Source organism: Phreatobacter aquaticus (assembly GCF_005160265.1).
GTDB classification, from domain to species: Bacteria; Pseudomonadota; Alphaproteobacteria; order Rhizobiales; family Phreatobacteraceae; genus Phreatobacter; species Phreatobacter aquaticus.
The window spans coordinates 3,120,165-3,138,856 of sequence record NZ_CP039865.1 but is presented as its reverse complement, the minus strand read 5'-3'; the positions used below and the strand labels follow the sequence as shown (position 1 = coordinate 3,138,856).

The following is an 18,692-nucleotide window of genomic DNA, read 5'->3' as shown; positions in this document are numbered from 1 at the left end:
CGTCTGGAGTTGCTGATCCGATGACCGAACCCCTTCTGCGCGTCAAAGACCTGGTCAAGAACTTCTCGCTGACCGGCGGCATTTTGTCCCGCGAGGTCGGACGCGTGCATGCCGTTGACCATGTCAGCCTCGACATCGGCGCCGGCGAGACGCTGGGCGTGGTGGGAGAGTCCGGCTGCGGCAAGTCGACCACCGGGCGCTGCATCCTGCGCCTGATCGAGCCCACCGCCGGCGAGATCTGGTTCGAGGGCAAGGATGTCATGTCGATGGACAAGACAGCGCTCCGCGCGCTGCGCCGCGACATGCAGATCATCTTCCAGGACCCCTACGCCTCGCTCAATCCGCGCATGACGGTCGGCGCGATCATCGCCGAAGCGCTGGTCATTCATGGCATCGGCAAGACGCCCGAGGAGCAGCGCGACCGTGTCGTGGAGCTTCTGGAGACGGTCGGTCTGCAGGCTGATCACATGCGCCGCTATCCGCACGAATTCTCCGGCGGCCAGCGCCAGCGCATCGGCATTGCCCGGGCGCTTGCCGTGGACCCGAAGCTGATCGTCTGCGACGAGCCGGTCTCGGCGCTCGATGTGTCGATCCAGGCCCAGGTGATCAATCTCCTGGAGGACCTCCAGGAGAAATTCAGCCTCACCTACATGTTCATCGCCCACGACCTGTCGGTGGTGGAGCACATTTCGACCCGCGTCGCCGTCATGTATCTCGGCCGCGTGGTGGAGATCGCGCCGTCGCGCGAGCTCTATACCAACCCCCTGCATCCCTATACCGAGGCGCTGCTGTCGGCTGTGCCGATCCCCGATCCGAAGGTGAAGCGCCAGCGGATCATGCTGCAGGGTGACGTGCCGAACCCGATCAACCCGCCGACCGGCTGCCATTTTCACACCCGCTGCCCGATCCGCCAATTGCCCTTGTGCTCCACCGAGCGGCCGGAATTGCGCGAAACCGGCGGCGGTCACTGGGTTTCCTGCCATCTCAGGGGCTGAACGGAAACGTCGCCCCGGACGGCACACTGCGTTCCCCATGTTCTTCACAAACCCGTGATCCGGATCGCGGGGCGGCTCGTATCGTTTGGGTTGGTTCCGTCCATGGCCTATGCCATGGACTAGGCTTATTTCGTTCGGACAAATGCCCTGCATCCGGATTCTCGTGGTCCGGGCCTGGTGCGGATGCCCGATGATGGGGCCGAGATCACTTCCCACGGCAGCAGCCCAGAATGACCCTTCGCCTTGTTGCAGAAGACCTGACCCGGCACGAACGCCTGAAGATCGCCTATTCGGCGTGGTCCCGCGGCGACATCTCGATGCTGCTCACCATGTTCGACGAGCATTGCGACTTCACCATCCTCGGCAATCCCGTGCTCAATCCCCATGCCGGCACGCGCTCCGGACTGGTGGGGTTGAAGGACATTTTCAAGCAGTTCCACCAGGACTTCGTGACGCGTGAGTTCATGCTGGAGCGCATTCTGGTCGATGGCGACCATGCCGCCATCCATTGGCACAGCAAGCTGGAGATCCGCCGCACCGGACTGATCGTCGACAGCGAGCGCTGCGACCTCATCACCTTCAAGGGGCCGCTGATCAGCCGCGTTGTCTGCTTCTACGATACGGCCAGCATGGCGGTCGCCACGGGCCGCGCGCAGATCGCACAGGCCGGATCGCTCTGACGGCTGGCCTTACCCGGGCTGGGCGGAGCGCGGCGACAGGACGATCATCAGAACGCCTCCGAGCACCACCAGCGTGCCGATCGCCATCCGAATGTCGAACGGGTCGCCCAGCAGGACAACGCCCATGCCGATCGCCATCAGCGGGCACATCAGGGTGAGCGTCGAGATGAGGTTTGCCTCGTGACGCTGGACCAGCCGGAAAAAGATGGTGTGGCCGAGCAGCGACACGGCGAGCGCGGTGAAGGCGACCGCCCCCAGGAACCACCAGCCGCCCTGGAGGGCCCGCTCGACGGGCTGCGTCTCGATTGCCAGCGACAGAAGACCGAGGGGCACAGCGGAGGCCAATCCCACCCAGGCCTGGAACTGCAGGGGCGCGACGCCACGCATCTGCTTCATCAGCACGAGCCCGAAGGCAGAGGCGAGCGCGCTGAGGGCGACGAAGATGAGGCCGAAGGAGATGGAGAAGCCGCGCGGGTCCCACATGACCGCGATGGCGCCGCAGAAGGTCAGCGCGATGCCAAGGCCGCGCCGCCAGCCGATCCGCTCGCCCAGCATGATCACCGAGAGCAATGCGGTGAGCGGCACACCGAGCTGGGTGACGACGGCGGCACTCGACGGGCTGGCTGTCTGCATGCCGACGCTGACCAGCCCGAAGCCGCCGCCTCCCATCAGGAGACCGATGGTCAGGATGCGCCAGCGCGGCCGCGGCATGGGCAGCAGCCAGGGCAAGGTCGCCAGCAGGACCAAGATGAAGCGCAGCGTCGAGAAGAGGAGCGGCGGAGCGTTGAGCTCGGTCAGCGCCAGCTTGGTGATAATGAAGTTGAGCGCCCAGATCAGGCAAATGAAGACCAGCAGGGCGAAATCGCTGAGCGGCATCCCTATCCGGTATAGGCAAGTTGCCGGGGCAGGCAAGTTGCAGACGGCGGCGGAACCAGCTTTGCGTGTCAGACATGCGTGGCGGGCGCAGGGCCTTGCAACAGGTGGGCGATTTCGCCCCCTGCCCGCCTCGCGTCAGCGTGACGGCGCGAGCTTGGCAGCGGTGGCTGTCTCGTGCCCGGTCCACCGGGCGCGGCGCTCGCGCGATGTCACCGGGAAGCGCGCGCCTGTCACCTCATCGGCCGAGATCTCGAACCCGGCCAGATGGTACGTCCCGGCCGACGACAGGATCGATACATCGCTGGAATCCCGGCCGCGCGCCACCAGGATGCGGCCAATGCGCGGTGCGTTGGTCCGCGCGTCAAAGGCCCACCAGCGGCCATCCAGATGGGCATCGAACCAGGCATTGAAGCCTGGCTGCAGTTCCTGCGCCGGGCCGATATCGGCGTGATAGCCGGTGCAATAGCGCGCCGGAATGCCCGCCGCGCGGCACAGGGCAACTGCCACCTGCGCGAAATCCTCCGAGCCGCCGGCCTGGTCGTCATAGGCCTCCTCCGCTGTCCGCCCGGGCCTGCCGCGGCCCGGATCGAACCGGAGATGGTCGTGGACGTGATCGATGATCGCCTGGATGGTCGTCGGCCCCGCCGGCCGCTCCGCCAGAAGGACCTTGGCCACCGGCGCGAAGCGCGGCGTGGCACAGAGTGGGCTGTCGTCAAGAAAGGCCCGGACATCAGGAGAGAGTTGCTCCGGCGGCAGGATGCGCCCGTCCGGCGGCGGCGGATCGGTGAAGCCCGAATCGTAGACGATGCCCTCGGCGGCCAGGCGCACGCCGCCTGCCGGCACGGCCAGACGGCGGCACAGATTGCCGAAGCGATCCTGTTCAATATCGCCGCTCGCAACGACGGCCCCATCGGCCAGCGCCGTGACCAGCATGTCGTCCGGTTCGGTGATATCGCTGCGCCGGGACATGTGAATATCCAGACGGGTTACGAGGTCGGCCGACCGGTCGAACACGACATCGATCGTGTAGCCGTAACGGATGTGCATGGCATGATCCTGTCTGTCGGCCGACCCATGGCCGGCCCCGACTGAAACGTGACCCTAGCAGGGAATGATGGCCCGAGCGTGATCCCGGCTCAAGAGAGGCGGCACGCGGGCAAGAAGCGGGTGTCGGTTGAGCCGGATGGCGAAGGAAGGAGTGGCTGTGCTGGCTGACAAACCAAAACAGTCTCGGTTTGATCTGCCCATGCGGCGATCAGGTGCCGCCGACCGGGCGCCAGTCGACGAGCGCGGCGGCGCGACGCTCCTGGAATATGGTTTTGGATGCGAGATGCCCCGCCACCACTGCTTGTCTTGCGGCTGCGCTGACTTTGGCCGGGTGAGGACCAAAAAGAAGGGCCGCCCGAAGGCGGCCCGATCGTGCAAGAAGCTAGGACATTCTGCCGTCTGGCTCAGTACCGAGCGACAACCGCCGACGGCCCAGTCGTGAACATGTAGCTGACGCCCAGGCGAACGGTGTGGGTCTCGTTGCTCACACTTGCCGTGTAGGCCGGCGGCGTGAAAGTCTTTGTGCCGTAATTGGCATAGAGATATTCGGCGCGAACGGACCAATTGTTGTTGATTGCGTAAGCGAGGCCGGCGCCGGCCGTCCAGCCGATGCGCGTACCCGAAAAACTCGTACCAGCAATGCAGGGGGCGCCAACATTGGGGACCGTACACCCCCCCACATTCAGGAACGCCAAGCCGCCGGTCGCATAGAGCAACACACGGTCGGCAGCGATGCCGAGCGAGCCTCGCACCGAACCATCCATCCGCGCATGTCCGCGAATGGCAACCGGGAAGCCGGTGAAGAAGCCCGTCCTCGACGCGCCAAGCCAAGACAGGTCGCCTTCCAGGCCAACTACGATATTGTTCGCGAACTGATGGCGATACCCAAGATGAAGGCCGATCTTGGCTCCGCTGGGGTTGGGGTGAGCAGCAGTAAACGGAACCGCGACATCGATGAGCCGGTATCTGGTGGCGATGAACCCGACATCTGCGCCGAGGTAGAGCCCACTCCAGTTGAACGCAGGAGCAACAACGGCGGCAGCGATGGGAGTGCGAGGAACACCCAAGTCGGCTGCGTGCGACACAGTTGCGCCCATCACGAGAGCGCAAGTGGACAGCAGAAGCTTGTTCATCACAGAATCCTTCCCATAGGACACCTAGTACTTGATGACTCCCTTCCTCTGGGAGAACAAGCTGATGGGTCACTTAAGAGCTCGAGCGGCGGTGAAATGATCGGCGAGTGTGGCAACCAGAACACAACCACCAGTGGGCGATCGCTGGTGCACCGCCGCGCGGGGGCCAGCCCCTGGCCTCGAGCGCTACGACCCGGCTCTGTCGCATGAATATGAAGCGCCGCAATCAAAGAAGTATATTGTCGATAGGCGCTACGAGGCACATGCGGCCTAAGAGCAATGGGAGAACAGGCAATGGATCGCCGGACACTGATCGCAGCAATCGGAACCATACCTGTTGCGCCGGGGGCAGCATGGGCACAGTCCGCGGCGATCCAAGGTGATCCGGTCGCGTTGGTTCGCGAAATCATGGCCGCTTATACAGCCGACAAACCGCCGGCTCCGCCATATACTCCGGCCATCGCCAACCGGTTACGGCGAGCCGAACTCGGTGCCGATTTCATCCTGGATGCTCAGGACGTCGATGTGAAGAACGTGACAGTGGCCGGGCTTTCCGCCACCGCTGACCGGGCGGAGGTCGAGGCGCGGTTCCTGTCTTTTAGCCAGTCGCGCCAGGTGAAGTTCGACTTCCGGGTGGTCGATGGGCGCTGGATGATCGCTAATGTGCGTGATCAGAAGGGCTTTGACCTTCGGCGCACGCTCAGGCTGCCTGCCCTGCAGTGAAGGTCGGAACGAATTCTAGATTCCATCAAGACCTGCGCGCCAGAATAGGGTTGTGACGGCTTTGGCGTCGAGGCAGGCGAGAACGCCAAATCGGCTAAAAGTGAGATTTGGCTGGGGGACCTGGATTCGAACCAAGATTGACCGAGTCAGAGTCGGTAGTTCTACCGTTGAACTATCCCCCAGCAGGATCGCCCGAGGGCAATCCGTCGCTGTGCGAGGCGCGGTGATAGTCGATTAGCGGGCGCCGTTCAAGACCCCTCGCGAGAGGAAAATCGGCCTTGTGCGGGCAAGATTGGGCATCGCCCCAGCATTCGGTCGAAATGAGATGCTTGCGACAGGGGCTGTCGCTGGTACACTCAAGCCCAACTGAACAGCATCAAGCTGGAATTCCGTCGAGCGTTCCTGACGTTCCGGGCTTCCGCTGGAAAGGTCACCATGGCCCACGAACCGCACAATGGCGGTTCGCCGGGAGAAATGGGCGTGCGATCGGAGCCTGTGGCTCCGAGCAGCGCCGATTCCCGTCCGCCGTCCTTCCGGCCGCGCCGGCTCTATGCCGCGCTCGACCTCGGGACCAACAATTGCCGCCTGCTGGTTGCCAAGCCGGAGGGCGCGAGCTTTCGCGTCGTCGACGCCTTCTCGCGCATCGTCCGTCTGGGCGAAGGGCTGGCGCAGACCGGTCGTCTGAGCGAAGCCGCAATGGACCGGGCGGTCGAGGCCCTGAAGGTCTGCCGCTCCAAGCTGCGCGATCGCCAGGTGGCGCGCGCCCGCCTGATTGCCACCGAAGCCTGCCGCGCCGCCGAGAACGGCGCCGAGTTCATCGAGCGGGTGAAGGTTGAGACCGGGCTGGCGCTGGAAATCGTCGACCGCGGCACCGAGGCGCAGCTGGCCGCACAAGGCTGTGTGCCTCTCGCCGATCCCAATGCGCGGGGCGTGCTGCTGTTCGACATTGGCGGCGGTTCGTCCGAACTCGTCTGGCTGTTGCCGCGCGGCTCAGGCAAGGCCGGCGGCCCGCCGACCGCCGATATCAAGGGCTGGATCTCGCTGCCGGTCGGCGTCGTGACACTGGCCGAGCGTCATGGCGGCCAGCGCGTCACGGCGGAAAGCTTCGGCCGGATGGTCGATGAGGTCGCCGGCATGATCGACGCCTTCCCGCATCGTGCCGCGATCCTCGCCCAGCTGGACCATCTGCACATGTTGGGCACGTCCGGCACGGTGACCACGCTTGCCGGCGTCCATCTCGGCCTGCCGAAATATGATCGCCGCAGGGTGGACGGTGCCTGGCTGAAGGCCGGCGAGGTCGATCTGATCCTCGGGCAATTGCTGGCGATGAGCTATGAGGAGCGCATCGCGCATCCCTGCATCGGTGCCGAACGCGCCGATCTGGTGCTGGCCGGCTGCGCCATTCTGGAGGGCATGCGCCGCCACTTCCCGTGCCAGCGCCTGCGGGTCGCCGACCGGGGCCTGCGCGAGGGCATTCTGGTCGGCCTGATGCGCGCCGATGGCGTGTGGCGCCGCCCCTATTACCGGCCGCATGAGGGAGACCGTCGATGAGCGTCAAATCCGGTGGCGGGGCCGGCCGCGAACTCACCGTGCGGCTCAAGACCGCCAAGAAGCGCACGACGAGCCAGCAGCGCTGGCTGGAGCGGCAGTTGAACGATCCCTATGTCGCGCGCGCCAAGCGCGAGGGCTGGCGCTCGCGTGCCGCCTTCAAGCTGATCGAGATCGACGACAAGGTGCGCCTGCTGAAGCATGGCCAGCGTATCGTCGATCTGGGGGCGGCCCCCGGCGGCTGGCTGCAGGTGGCGGCCAAACGGATCGGACTGGAACAGGGCAACGGCAAGATTGTCGGCATCGATCTCCTGGACGTCGATCCGGTGCCTGGCGTCGAGTTCATGAAGGGCGACTTCACGACCGATGACGCGCCCGACAAGCTGAAGGCCATGCTGGGGGGCGAGGCAGACATCGTGCTGTCCGACATGGCGGCCAATGCGACCGGCCACCGCAAGACCGACCAGATCAAGATCATCTATCTGGCGGAACTCGCCATCCAGTTCGCCCGCGAGGTGCTGGCGCCCGGTGGGCATTTCCTCTGCAAGGTGCTGCAGGGCGGTACGGAGGGCGACCTGCTCTCCGACCTGAAGCGCGACTTTCTCACCGTGAAGCACATCAAGCCGCAGGCGAGCCGCGCCGATTCCAAGGAGCTCTATGTGCTCGCCATGGGGTTCAGGGGGCGGAGCGGAGAGAAGACCGAGGGCGACCGGCAAGAGGCCTGAAGCCCGCAGCAGATCGCGTCCTCGCGCTCTTGCGCCTCAGCCTGCCGCGGCCTTGCAACCGGGCGGCCATCAGGACAGCATGACCCATGCAGCCCACATCCCGCAGTCAAGCGCCAAGCCCAGCCGAGTCGGTCGGGGCCGCGATCGCGACCATCGCGACATTCGGCCGCCTCGACGATGAGACGCGCGGCCTGCTCGGCCAGCGCGCGCGCATCCTGTCGCTTCCGCGCGAGGCAAGGCCTTTCGGACCCGGCTCCCCCTGCGAGGCCTATCTGATTGTGCTCAAGGGCGAGATCCGGGTGCAGATTGTTGCCGAATCCGGCCGGGAGATCGTGCTCTACCGGGTATCTGCCGGAGAGAGCTGCGTGCTCACCACATCCTGTCTGCTGAAGCACGAGCCCTATTCGGCCGAAGCGATCTGCGAGACGGCTGTCAGCTGCCTTGCCATCCCGGAAAGCCTGTTCAGCTCATTGCTCGGCAGTTCCACACCATTCCGTAGCGCCGTGCTCGACGCCTATGCCACGCGGGTGACCGACCTGATCATGACCTTCGAGGAACTGGTCTTCCGGCGGCTCGACCAGCGGCTCGCGGCAGTTCTGGTGGAGCGGTCGGTCGGCGGCGAACTGGCGACCACGCATCACGATCTGGCCGTCGAGCTGGGATCGGCCCGCGAGGTGGTCAGCCGGGCGCTCAAGGTGTTCGAGCAGCAAGGCCTGGTGACGCTCGGCCGCGGCATCATCCGGCTCCTCGAACCGGAGCGCCTGACGCAGATTGCCCGCTCCGTGTGACAAGGTCACCGACATTGACCGCGAACAGGCGTCAGATGCTCCCCAAGACGCCGGGACCTCCGGCGGTCCTGTTCCAATGAGGGAGACATTCCATGTTCAGCACCAATGTCGGCGGCATCGACCGGATCGTTCGCATCGTCGCCGGGCTTGCACTCATCCTGTTCGCGCTCACCGGCATTCCGGCAACCGGCTATAACTGGCTCGGCTGGATTGGTGTCGTCCCGCTGGTGACGGCGGCGCTTGGCTGGTGCCCCGCGTATACGCTGTTCGGCATCAGCAGCTGCCCGCTGAGCAGCCGCCAGGGATGATGGCCCGATCGCGGCCTGGTCAGGCACCGCAGTCGGCTCTGCTTGGGCCCCGGCCCTACGGCGCCTGGATATCCGCAAACGGCGCGGGGATCGGGCGCCCCTGCCCCCGCAGGTAGGCAAGCATGGGGCCGACAACGGACCGCACGGCGGCCCGAAGGCTCATACGCTGGCGCCACGCCATCAGGCGCGGCGAGCCGTCGGTGAGCCTCGCCCCCATGCGCTCGCCGAACAGCTGCGCCATGAAGAAGGCGATGTCGGCATAGGAATAGGCGCCGGCGAGAAACGCGCTGTCGCCGATCATCTCCTCGAGCCGTCGGCAGACGGCCGCCGCCGCGTCGCGTGCGGCAACCGCTGCGGGATCATCTAGCCGGCCCTGCAGGCCCATCAGCCGGATGATCGGCGGGAAATAGACCTCGTCCGACAGATGCTCGATGAGCCGCGCGCGGGCGCGGTCGGCCGGGTCAGCGGGCCAGAGCGGTGGATTCGGCTGCAGATGCTCGAAATATTCGAAGATCTGGGTCGAGTCGAAGATCTCGACCGCGCCGTGTACCAGGACCGGCACCTGCCCCTTGGGATTGATCCTCAGAACCTCCGGATGCTTCGGCTCGTAGAGCCGCTGCATGTCGAAGGGCACCGTCACCAGATCGAAGCCAATCGCCTTCTCGCGCGCAGCGATCTCCGCCTTGGCGCCGAACATGCTCAGCGGTCCCGAATAGAGTGTCATGGTCATGGCGGCAGTCCCGCGGGGGTGAATCAGATATTGTTCATGATATGTTCTTTTCATTCTGGCGCAAGCGCAGCCAGGAGGTTCTCACGGGGGAGTCCTCCGGCGCGATCGTCAGGCGACAGCCTCGAAGCCGCCGAGCACGGCCGTGAGGTTGGGGCCGAGTTGATCGGACAGGTAGCCGCCCTCCTGCACGAACAATGTCGGCAGACCGATGCGTGCGATGGCCTCTCCTGCCCGGCGGAAGCCCGCGGCCGTGACCTTGGCGCCGCCGAACGGATCATCGGCGGAGGCATCGAGGCCGAGGGCGACCACCAGCATGCCCGGCGCGAAGGCCGCAATCGTCTTCGCCGAGGATTCGACCGCCGCCACATAGGCATCGTCGCCAGACCCTTGCGGGATCGGCAGGTTGAGATTGAAGCCCTCGCCTGCCCCGACACCGCGCTCATGGGCATAGCCCCAGAAGAACGGATAGAAGCGCGAGGGATCGGCGTGGACCGAGACGGTCAGCACGTCGGGGCGATCGTAGAAGATCTCCTGCGTGCCATTGCCGTGGTGGATGTCGATGTCGAGGATCGCCACGCGGTCGTGGACCGAGCGCAGATAATGAGCGGCAATTGCCGTGTTGTTGAGGAAGCAATGCCCGCCGGCCATGTCACGATAGGCGTGGTGCCCCGGTGGCCGGCAGAGCGCATAGGCGGCGCGCTCGCCCTCGATCACAAGTTCGGCCGCGGTGATCGCGACATCGGTCGCCGATGACGCGGCCAACCAGGTGTCCGGCCCGATGCCGCAGGCCATGTCCTGCATGTACCAGCCAGCGCGGCCGGTGAGCGACAGCGGCATGGTGCCCCCTCGCCTCACCGGATGGACATTGCCGATCACCTCGTCGGAGGCATCGGCGAGCGTCTTCCATTCGGCTGCCGCTTCCTCGAGGAAGCGCAGATAGTCGACCGAATGGACGCCAAGCCGCGGGCCCTGGCCGAAGATTTCGGCGGGCACCAGCGTATGGGCGCCGGCCTGCAGGCCTTGGGCCAGCCGGTCGGCGCGCTCGGGCCGCTCCTCGCCTTGCGCGAACTTGCCGCGCAGGATGAACCGCTTGGGATCGTGGCCGCGGTGCAGATCGGTGAAGACGGCTTTCATGACGAGGTCTCGATGCGAGAAGGACGGAGCGGAGGGCCGCTCCAGACCATCCATGGTGGCGCGCAATCCCGCAAGGCGGCCCATGCGGGGCCGGGCTGCGTGGTCGGCGGTTGTGCCCGCGCGCGCCGCCGCTAGGCTCGCCCCGTTTTCCGGAGAATGCCATGCCGCTCGACGCCGCCCTCGCCGCCAGGATCCTTGACGCTGTCGACGCCAATTTCGACCGGCAGATGGACATGACCAGGGTGCTGGTGCGCTTCGCATCGGTGCGCGGCGAGGAAGGCCCCTGCCAGGACTTCGTGCATGCGGAACTCGCCAAGCGGGGCCTCGCCATGGAGCGCTTCCCGATGGACGAGGGCGCGATATCGCGCCACCCCGGCGGTTCGCCCTTTTCGCCCGAACATTCCAAGGCGCCGATTGTCGTCGGCATTCACCGCCCGCGCGAGGAGACTGGCCGCAGTCTGATCATGCAGAGCCATGTCGACGTGGTGCCGGCAGGCCCCCGCTCCATGTGGTCGCGCGATCCGTTCGAGCCGGTGATCGAAGGTGATTGGTTCTATGGGCGCGGCGGTGCCGACATGAAGGCCGGACACGCCGCCATGTTCGCCGTGCTCGACAGCCTGCGGGCGATAGGGCTGCAGCCGGCCGCGACCGTCACGGTCCAATCCGTCGTCGAGGAGGAATCCACCGGCAATGGCGCGCTGCAGTGCCATCTGCGCGGTTACAAGGCTGATGCCGTGCTGATCCCGGAGCCGGAGGAGGAAAAGCTCATCCGCGCCAATGCCGGCGTGCTGTGGTTCCGTGTCGAGGTGTCCGGGCTGCCGGTCCATGTCAGCCATGCAGGCTCCGGACAGAATGCGATCGAAGCCGCCTTCGGCGTCATCGGCAAGCTGCGCGAACTGGAAGCCAGGTGGAACGAGAAGAAGGCGGACCATCCGCTGTTCGCCGAAGATCCCCATCCGATCAATCTGAACATCGGCAAGATCGAGGGTGGCGACTGGGCCTCGTCGGTGCCTGCCTGGTGCTCGTTCGACTGCCGCATCGCGATCTATCCCGGCGAGCGGCCCGAGACCATGATCCGGGCGGTGGAGGAGACGATCTCGGCTGCCTCGCGCGCCGACCGCTTCCTGTCGAACAATCCGCCGCGCGTCGTGTGGAACGGCTTCACCACCGAGGGCTATATCCTGGAGCCGGGCTCCGAGGCCGAGGCCGTGCTCGGCCGGGCTCACAAGGCCGCGACCGGCAAGCCGCTGGAGACGATGATCACGCCGGCCTATCTCGATACCCGCGTCTATGCGCTCTATGACAAGGTCCCGGCACTCTGCTACGGCCCGATTTCCGAGAACATCCACGGCTTCGACGAGCGCTTCTCGGTCGCCAGCATGAAGCGCGTCACCCGCGCCATGGCGCTGTTCGTCGCCGAATGGTGCGGCACCGAGCCGGCCTGACCCCATCCTTGATTCTGCTGCCTGTTCCGGAGCCATCCATGCCGCTCGATGAAGCCCTCGCCGCCAAGATCCTCAAGGCCGTCGATGACGGTTTTGAGGCCCAGATCGAGTACACAAAGACGCTGGTGCGCTATCCCTCCAGGCGCGGCGAGGAACATGCCGTCCAGGACTTCATCTTCCAGGAAATGCGCCGGCGCGGCCTCACCATGGAGCGCTTCGCCATGGACGAGGAGGCGATCAAGCGCCATCCCGGGGGCTCGCCCTTCTCCGACACCCATTCCAAGGCGCCGATCGTGGTGGGCATTCATCGCCCGAAGGCGGAGACGGGCCGCAGCCTGATCATGCAGGGCCATATCGACGTGGTGCCGGAAGGCCCCGAGGCGATGTGGACCTCGCCACCCTATGAGCCCCGGATCGATGGCGACTGGTTCTATGGGCGCGGCGCCGGCGACATGAAGGCCGGCCACGGCTCGATGCTCGCCGTCCTCGACGCGTTCAAGGCGATCGGCATGCAGCCGGCCTCAACAATCTATGTCCAGTCGGTGGTGGAAGAGGAATCGACCGGCAATGGCGCGCTGCAGTGCCACCTGCGCGGCTACAAGGCGGATGCCGCCATCATTCCCGAGCCGTCAGGCGGCAAGGTCACCCGCGCCAATGTCGGCGTCGTCTGGTTCCAGATCGATGTCGCCGGCTTCCCGGTCCATGTCCGCGAGGCCGGCAATGGACAGAACGCCATCGAGGCGGCCTTCGGCGTCATCCGCAAGCTGCGCGAACTGGAAGCGCAGTGGAACGAGAAGGCCAAGGACGATGCCTGGTTCAAGGATCAGGCCCATCCGATCAACCTGAATGTCGGCAAGATCAAGGGCGGCGACTGGGCCTCGTCCGTTCCGGCTTGGTGCACGGTCGATTGCCGCATCGCGATCTATCCCGGCGAGAAGCCCGAGACCATGATGCGGGCGATTGAGGACGCGGTGGCGCGCGCCACCCGCGAGGACCGGTTCCTCGCCAACAATCCGCCGCGCGTCACCTGGAACGGCTTCACCACCGAAGGCTATGTGCTGGAACCGGGCTCGGAAGCCGAGGCGGTGCTTGCGCGGGCCCATGAGCGTGCCACAGGCGAGACATTGCTGCCGCAGCTGATTCCCGCCTATCTGGATGGTCGCGTCTATGCGCTGTTCGACAAGATCCCGACGCTGAATTACGGCCCCTATTGCGAATTGTCGCATGGGTTCGACGAGCGCTTCTCAATCGCCAGCCTGAAGAAATCGACCGGGGCCATGGCGCTGTTCGTCGCCGAGTGGTGCGGTCTGGAGGCTATCTGAAACGGATGCGGCGCAGGCATGGCAGTCGCGCGCCGGCGCGGGCTGCCGGCTATTTGGCCAAAGCAAGCCAATGACGATGACCTGACGGTACCTTGGTATGGCAGCCGCCTTGCCATGCTAAACTGAGGCCCATTCAACCGCTTGACCATGCTCAATCAGGGAAAGAAAGTGCGCCGCGGCAAAATTCGAGGCGGAGAACCTTCCCATGCCAACCCCCGTCCGCGACGCGCTGGAAAAGGCGCTCGCCGGTATCAATGATTCTGCGTCCGATGGCCGTGTCACCTTCACCAAGGTCTATACGGAGCGCGCCCGCGCCGAAGCCGATGCCGCCGATCAGCGCGCCAAGGCCGGTGTCCGCCTGTCGCCGCTCGACGGCTGGGTGATCTCGATCAAGGACCTGTTCGACGTCGCCGGCGAGACCACCACCGCAGGCTCGTCAATCCTGCGCGGCCATGCCCCGGCGCTCGCCGATGCACCGACAGTCGCGCGGCTCCGTCGCGCTGGTACGGTCATCGTCGGCAAGACCAACATGAGCGAGTTCGCCTTTTCGGGCATTGGCATCAACCCGCATTTCGGCACGCCCGGCAATGCCGCCGACAAGAGCCGCGTTCCCGGCGGATCGTCGGCAGGAGCCGGCGTATCGGTCGCCGAGGGCACATCCCGGATGGGCCTTGGGTCCGATACCGGTGGCTCGATCCGCATTCCGGCCGCGCTCAATGGCTGCGTCGGCTTCAAGCCAACCGAGAACCGTATCCCCAAGGATGGCGCCTTCCCGCTGTCCTATGCGCTCGATTCGATCGGGCCGCTTGCTCGCAGCGTTGCCGATTGTGCCGCCACCGACGCCGTGCTCGCCAATGAGGAGCCGTGGACGCTGACGCCCGCCCCGCTCAATGGCTTGCGGCTGGCCATTCCGCGCGGCCGCCTGTTCAGCCAGATGGAGCCCGAGGTCGAGAGGGGCTTCGACGGGAGCGTGGCGCGCCTCACCAAGGCGGGTGCGCTGGTCAGCGACATCTCGATCGAGGACCTCTTGCAGGAACTCGCCGATGCCATGGCAAAGGCGCCGTTCGTCGCGATCGAGGCGGCTGCCATCCACGCCGACTGGCTTGAGGATCGGGCCCGTGATTTCGACCCGCGGGTGCTCGCCCGCATCCGCGTCGGCGCCAAGGCGGGTGCCGCCGACTACATCCGTCTGGTCAACAAGCGCAAGGAACTCATCCTGCGCATGCGCGACCGGCTGGCCGATGTCGACGCGCTGATCCTGCCGACAACGCCGATCCGTGCGCCGAAGATCTTCGACCTGATCTCGTCGGACGACCAGTTCTGGGCCGCCAACGGGCTCGTGCTGCGCAACACGACGGTCGGCAATATCTTCGACTTCTGCGGCATCTCGATCCCCTGCCCGCAGACCAAGGGCCTGCCCGTCGGCTTCATGATGACGGCACTTGCCGGTCAGGACCGCCGACTCCTGCGCATGGCCGCGGCTGTCGAGGCCGCTTTCAAGAGCTGACAACGCAAAAGGCCCGCGTCACGCGGGCCTTTCGCTTGGACTGATGAGGTGAGCCGCCTCAGGCGGCCTTGACCTCACCGAGGAAGGTTCCCACCGCCTGGCGGAGTGTCGTCACATCGGCGTCGAGGCCGCGGGCAACATCGTTCAGCGAACCGACCGCCTGGCCGACCGCACCGAGTTTCTCCGAGACATCGCCAATCGAGCGGCCGGCCGTCTGGGCCACCGCCGCCGTCATCTCGACGCTGACGCCGATCTCGCGGGTAGCGGCTGCCTGCTGGTCGATGGCGGTCGAGATCGCCTCGCTGGCGCGGCGCATCTTGAGAACCGTATCCGAGATGCCGCCCATCGACGAGACGGTGCGGCCGGTCGCCTGCTGGATGGCCGCGACCTGGGCGGCGATATCCTCGGTGGCCCGCGCCGTCTGGGACGCCAGCTGCTTCACCTCGGAAGCCACGACCGCGAAGCCCTTGCCGGCCTCGCCGGCGCGGGCCGCCTCGATGGTGGCGTTGAGCGCCAGCAGGTTGGTTTGTTCGGCAATGGTGCGGATCAGCGTCACCACTTCGCCGATCTTCTCGGCGGTGGAGGCCAGGCCCGAGACGTCGGCGGATGCGGAATCGACCGCATGGGTCGCCTCGCCCGAGACGTTCATCGCCTCCTCGGTCTGGCGGCGGATTTCGACAATGGCCGCGTTCAGCTCTTCTGTCGCCGAAGCAATGCCGGTGACGCGAGCCAGCGTCTCTTCGGTTGCCGACACGGTATCGCGGGCGCCGGCTTCCGCCGCCTCGCCCGAGGCGCCGACCGTCGAGGTTGCGCCGTTCACGGCCCGGGCGCGCGAGGCGACCATGTCCATGACCGCGCCGATGGCGGTGTCGAACTGGCCGATGGCCGTCTCGATGCCGGCGCGGCGGGCGAGATCGGCAGAGACGCGCTCGTCAGCCTTGGCGCGCATCTCGGCGCGTTCGGCAAGGCTAGCGGCGAGACTGTCGACGGCGCGGGCCATCAGGCCGATCTCATCCTGGCGCTTGGCATAGACAAGCGGCGCAACCGGCTTGTCCTCAGCCAGCGTGTTGATCGCGGCAGCAACGTCGCGCACCGGCTTCAGCGCGTAGCGCAACAGCAGGAAGACGCCGGTGGAGGCGGCGAGCAGCAGCGCGATGATCGCGATGAGAACACCCTCGCGCATGTCAGCTGCGGAGGCCTCGACGTCCTGACGGCTGATGCCTGCTCCCAGGGCTCCGAGGACCTTGCCGTTCTGGTCGACGATCGGCAGGTAGCGCGCGATGCGGGCAATACCGCCGACCGTGATGAAGTCGGTCACGACCTCGCCCTTGGCCACAAGCTGCGCAATGCGTGCCGAACTCGGGATGCGGCTACCCATCACGCGCGAACCGTCGGGATTGCGCACGGAGCTGGAATAACGAAGCAGATCGCCTGTGGGCTCCAGCTGAAACAGCGAGGAGGAATCGACCGCGTGGTCGACGATGGAGTGATCACCCTGCGCCGGGAAGCCTGTGGCCCGTATGCGAAGCGGGCTGCCATTCGGCGCCCTGTCAATGACACTGCCGGGAACGCCCATACGGAAGGCGATCGCCATGGCGGAAGACCGCTCCACGACCTGGCGCTCGGCGATCCCATCCATCTTGCCGTCGATCCGGTTCACCGCGTACCAGCCGGTTCCGGTGGCAACGACGGTGATCAGCAAGGCGGCCATGACGGCGACCTTGGCAGCCAAAGACATTCGGGCGAAGATCGACATTCAACTCTCCATATTTCTACAGAGACTGTCGCGAAAGTCGGTAAACAAACGGTTATACGACTGTCTTTCTCGCTTGTTATTCCAGACCGGATCGCCCCAAAGCATGAAGCCCGCCTCGCAGAACGAGACGGGCTCCAGTTTTCGTCACAAGAATGGACCAGATCAGGCGGCCTTGACCTCGCCGAGGAAGGTTCCCACCGCCTGGCGGAGTGTCGTCACATCGGCGTCGAGGCCGCGGGCAACATCGTTCAGCGAACCGACCGCCTGGCCGACCGCACCGAGTTTCTCCGAGACATCGCCAATCGAGCGGCCGGCCGTCTGGGCCACCGCCGCCGTCATCTCGACGCTGACGCCGATCTCGCGGGTGGCGGCTGCCTGCTGGTCGATGGCGGTCGAGATCGCTTCGCTGGCGCGGCGCATCTTGAGAACGGTATCCGAGATGCCGCCCATCGACGAGACGGTGCGGCCGGTCGCCTGCTGGATGGCCGCCACCTGCGCGGCGATATCCTCGGTTGCGCGCGCGGTCTGGGACGCCAGCTGCTTCACTTCCGATGCCACGACCGCGAAGCCCTTGCCGGCCTCGCCGGCGCGGGCCGCCTCGATGGTGGCGTTGAGCGCCAGCAGGTTGGTCTGCTCGGCGATCGTGCGGATCAGCGTCACCACTTCGCCGATCTTCTCTGCCGTTGCCGCGAGACCCGAGACGTCGGCGGAGGCGGAATCGACCGCATGGGTCGCCTCGCCCGAGACGTTCATGGCCTCTTCGGTCTGGCGGCGGATTTCGACAATGGCGGCGTTCAGTTCTTCCGTCGCCGAAGCAATGCCGGTGACGCGAGCCAGCGTCTCTTCGGTTGCCGACACGGTATCGCGGGCGCCGGCTTCCGCCGCCTCGCCCGAGGCGCCAACAGTGGAGGTTGCGCCGTTCACGGCCCGGGCGCGCGAGGCGACCATGTCCATGACCGCGCCGATGGCGGTGTCGAACTGGCCGATGGCCGTCTCGATGCCGGCGCGGCGGGCGAGATCGGCAGAGACGCGCTCGTCGGCCTTGGCGCGCATCTCGGCGCGTTCGGCAAGGCTTGCGGCGAGACTGTCGACGGCGCGGGCCATCAGGCCAATCTCGTCCTGGCGCTTGGCATAGACCAGCGGCGCCACCGGCTTGTCCTCAGCCAGCGTGTTGATCGCGGCAGCGACGTCGCGCACCGGCTTCAGAAGGTAGGTCAGGACCAGGAACACGCCCAGCGAAGCGAGCACCGTCAGCGCCGCGAGTGAGATCAGGACGCCCTGCCGCATATTGGCCGCGAGCCCCTCGGCATCGTTCAGGCCAAGCCCGGTCCCAATCGAGCCCAGGATCTTGTTGTCGGGGCCGACCAGCGGCACATAGCGAGCGATATTGTGGACGCCGCCCACAAAGACGCGATCGGTGAGCACCTCGCCCCGGCCGATGGACTGGGCAATGCGCGAGGCTGCCGGGATGCGCGTGCCGACGACGCGCGTGCCATCCTGGTTCTTCACCGAACTGACATGGCGGATCAGGTCGCCCGTTGCCGGGTCGAGCCGGGCGATCGTAGCGCCACCGATGGAGGAATCGACGATGCGGTTGTCGTTCGCAGCGGGCAGAGCCGGCATGCGCACGCGCAGAACGGTGCCGTCACGGTCCGTCTCGACCTTGGCACCGTCAACGAGAACCTCGATGGAGCGAACCACACCGATCGTGCGATCGGTGATCTGCCGGGCGATGATCACGTCCATATTGGCGTTGATCTCACTCGCGGAGAACCAGGAGGCAATCGCCGCCACGCCGGTGATCATGAGGGCCGCGGTGCACGCGACCTTGGCTGCCAATGGCAGTCTGGAAAAGAAACGCATCATCGCCCCGTTGGTTCCATTCACGGAAAAACAATGGGGAAATGCAATTAACAAATGGTAGCCTAACGGAAACCAATTCGCGCAAGTTGTATCCAGTTACCTGCCTTCCGTA

Annotated in this window: 17 protein-coding genes and 1 tRNA gene; 10 read left to right on the top strand and 8 right to left on the bottom strand. The window is 65.8% G+C overall.

All coding sequences use genetic code 11. The features are described 5' to 3' along the window. Positions 1-20: 20 nt before the first annotated feature. Together E8L99_RS14685 and E8L99_RS14680 are read left to right on the top strand one after the other, a co-directional pair. Positions 21-995 (top strand): ABC transporter ATP-binding protein, encoded by a 975-nt coding sequence (locus E8L99_RS14685; RefSeq protein WP_137100243.1) that lies wholly within the window; start codon positions 21-23, stop codon positions 993-995. 230 nt (positions 996-1,225) lie between these two features. After that, the gene (locus tag E8L99_RS14680; protein ID WP_137100242.1) at positions 1,226-1,675 is read left to right on the top strand and encodes a nuclear transport factor 2 family protein; all 450 of its coding nucleotides are present in this window, start codon (positions 1,226-1,228) and stop codon (positions 1,673-1,675) included. A 9-nt stretch (positions 1,676-1,684) separates the two neighbouring features. Here E8L99_RS14680 and E8L99_RS14675 read toward each other — a convergent pair whose 3' ends face one another. The 3 genes from E8L99_RS14675 to E8L99_RS14665 all read right to left on the bottom strand — a co-directional run bounded on the left by E8L99_RS14675 (position 1,685) and on the right by E8L99_RS14665 (position 4,731). Beyond that, positions 1,685-2,551, bottom strand: coding sequence for a DMT family transporter (locus E8L99_RS14675; RefSeq protein WP_137100241.1), 867 nt, complete (start codon positions 2,549-2,551; stop codon positions 1,685-1,687). Between the two features lie 135 nt (positions 2,552-2,686). Beyond that, positions 2,687-3,598, bottom strand: coding sequence for a transglutaminase-like domain-containing protein (locus tag E8L99_RS14670; RefSeq protein ID WP_137100240.1), 912 nt, complete (start codon positions 3,596-3,598; stop codon positions 2,687-2,689). Between the two features lie 404 nt (positions 3,599-4,002). Next, on the bottom strand, positions 4,003-4,731 hold the full coding sequence (locus E8L99_RS14665) for an outer membrane protein (protein ID WP_137100239.1): 729 nt from the start codon (positions 4,729-4,731) through the stop codon (positions 4,003-4,005). 294 nt (positions 4,732-5,025) lie between these two features. On the opposite strand from E8L99_RS14665, the gene E8L99_RS14660 reads away from it, so the two are divergent. Then, positions 5,026-5,454 carry a hypothetical protein gene (locus E8L99_RS14660; RefSeq protein ID WP_137100238.1) on the top strand — a complete coding sequence of 143 codons (429 nt, stop codon included), beginning with the start codon at positions 5,026-5,028 and terminating at the stop codon, positions 5,452-5,454. Between the two features lie 108 nt (positions 5,455-5,562). Here E8L99_RS14660 and E8L99_RS14655 read toward each other — a convergent pair. After that, positions 5,563-5,636, bottom strand: a tRNA-Gln gene (locus E8L99_RS14655). A 253-nt stretch (positions 5,637-5,889) separates the two neighbouring features. On the opposite strand from E8L99_RS14655, the gene E8L99_RS14650 reads away from it, so the two are divergent. From E8L99_RS14650 to E8L99_RS14635, 4 genes are all read left to right on the top strand, one after another. Further along, a complete protein-coding gene (locus tag E8L99_RS14650) occupies positions 5,890-7,005 on the top strand; it encodes a Ppx/GppA phosphatase family protein (protein ID WP_137100237.1) in 1,116 nt (371 codons plus the stop codon). Continuing rightward, the gene (locus E8L99_RS14645) at positions 7,002-7,727 is read left to right on the top strand and encodes an RlmE family RNA methyltransferase (protein WP_137100236.1); all 726 of its coding nucleotides are present in this window, start codon (positions 7,002-7,004) and stop codon (positions 7,725-7,727) included. Before E8L99_RS14650 ends, E8L99_RS14645 begins: the two co-directional genes overlap by 4 nt. 86 nt (positions 7,728-7,813) lie before the next feature. Continuing rightward, on the top strand, positions 7,814-8,515 hold the full coding sequence (locus tag E8L99_RS14640) for a Crp/Fnr family transcriptional regulator (RefSeq protein ID WP_137100235.1): 702 nt from the start codon (positions 7,814-7,816) through the stop codon (positions 8,513-8,515). 92 nt (positions 8,516-8,607) lie between these two features. After that, a complete protein-coding gene (locus tag E8L99_RS14635; RefSeq protein WP_137100234.1) occupies positions 8,608-8,823 on the top strand; it encodes a YgaP family membrane protein in 216 nt (71 codons plus the stop codon). A 55-nt stretch (positions 8,824-8,878) separates the two neighbouring features. Here E8L99_RS14635 and E8L99_RS14630 read toward each other — a convergent pair whose 3' ends face one another. Beyond that, a complete protein-coding gene (locus E8L99_RS14630; protein WP_137100233.1) occupies positions 8,879-9,553 on the bottom strand; it encodes a glutathione S-transferase family protein in 675 nt (224 codons plus the stop codon). Positions 9,554-9,661: 108 nt separating this feature from the next. Beyond that, positions 9,662-10,687: a histone deacetylase family protein gene (locus E8L99_RS14625; protein WP_137100232.1), complete on the bottom strand. Its 1,026-nt coding sequence runs from the start codon at positions 10,685-10,687 to the stop codon at positions 9,662-9,664. 161 nt (positions 10,688-10,848) lie between these two features. Between E8L99_RS14625 and E8L99_RS14620 the strand changes: the two genes are divergently transcribed. The 3 genes from E8L99_RS14620 (at position 10,849) to E8L99_RS14610 (ending at position 14,961) form a co-directional block, all read left to right on the top strand. Next, complete coding sequence (locus E8L99_RS14620; protein WP_137100231.1) at positions 10,849-12,132, top strand: ArgE/DapE family deacylase; 1,284 nt, start codon at positions 10,849-10,851, stop codon at positions 12,130-12,132. A 38-nt stretch (positions 12,133-12,170) separates the two neighbouring features. Continuing rightward, positions 12,171-13,454: an ArgE/DapE family deacylase gene (locus E8L99_RS14615; RefSeq protein WP_137100230.1), complete on the top strand. Its 1,284-nt coding sequence runs from the start codon at positions 12,171-12,173 to the stop codon at positions 13,452-13,454. A gap of 205 nt (positions 13,455-13,659) precedes the next feature. Then, positions 13,660-14,961, top strand: coding sequence for an amidase (locus tag E8L99_RS14610; RefSeq protein ID WP_137100229.1), 1,302 nt, complete (start codon positions 13,660-13,662; stop codon positions 14,959-14,961). A 58-nt stretch (positions 14,962-15,019) separates the two neighbouring features. On the opposite strand, the gene E8L99_RS14605 is transcribed toward E8L99_RS14610, so the two are convergent. Together E8L99_RS14605 and E8L99_RS14600 are read right to left on the bottom strand one after the other, a co-directional pair. Then, positions 15,020-16,717, bottom strand: a complete 1,698-nt coding sequence (locus tag E8L99_RS14605) for a methyl-accepting chemotaxis protein (RefSeq protein ID WP_137100228.1) — start codon at positions 16,715-16,717, stop codon at positions 15,020-15,022. A 162-nt stretch (positions 16,718-16,879) separates the two neighbouring features. Then, entirely contained in the window at positions 16,880-18,583 is a 1,704-nt protein-coding gene (locus tag E8L99_RS14600; protein WP_137100227.1) for a methyl-accepting chemotaxis protein, read from the bottom strand. Positions 18,584-18,692: the final 109 nt, after the last annotated feature.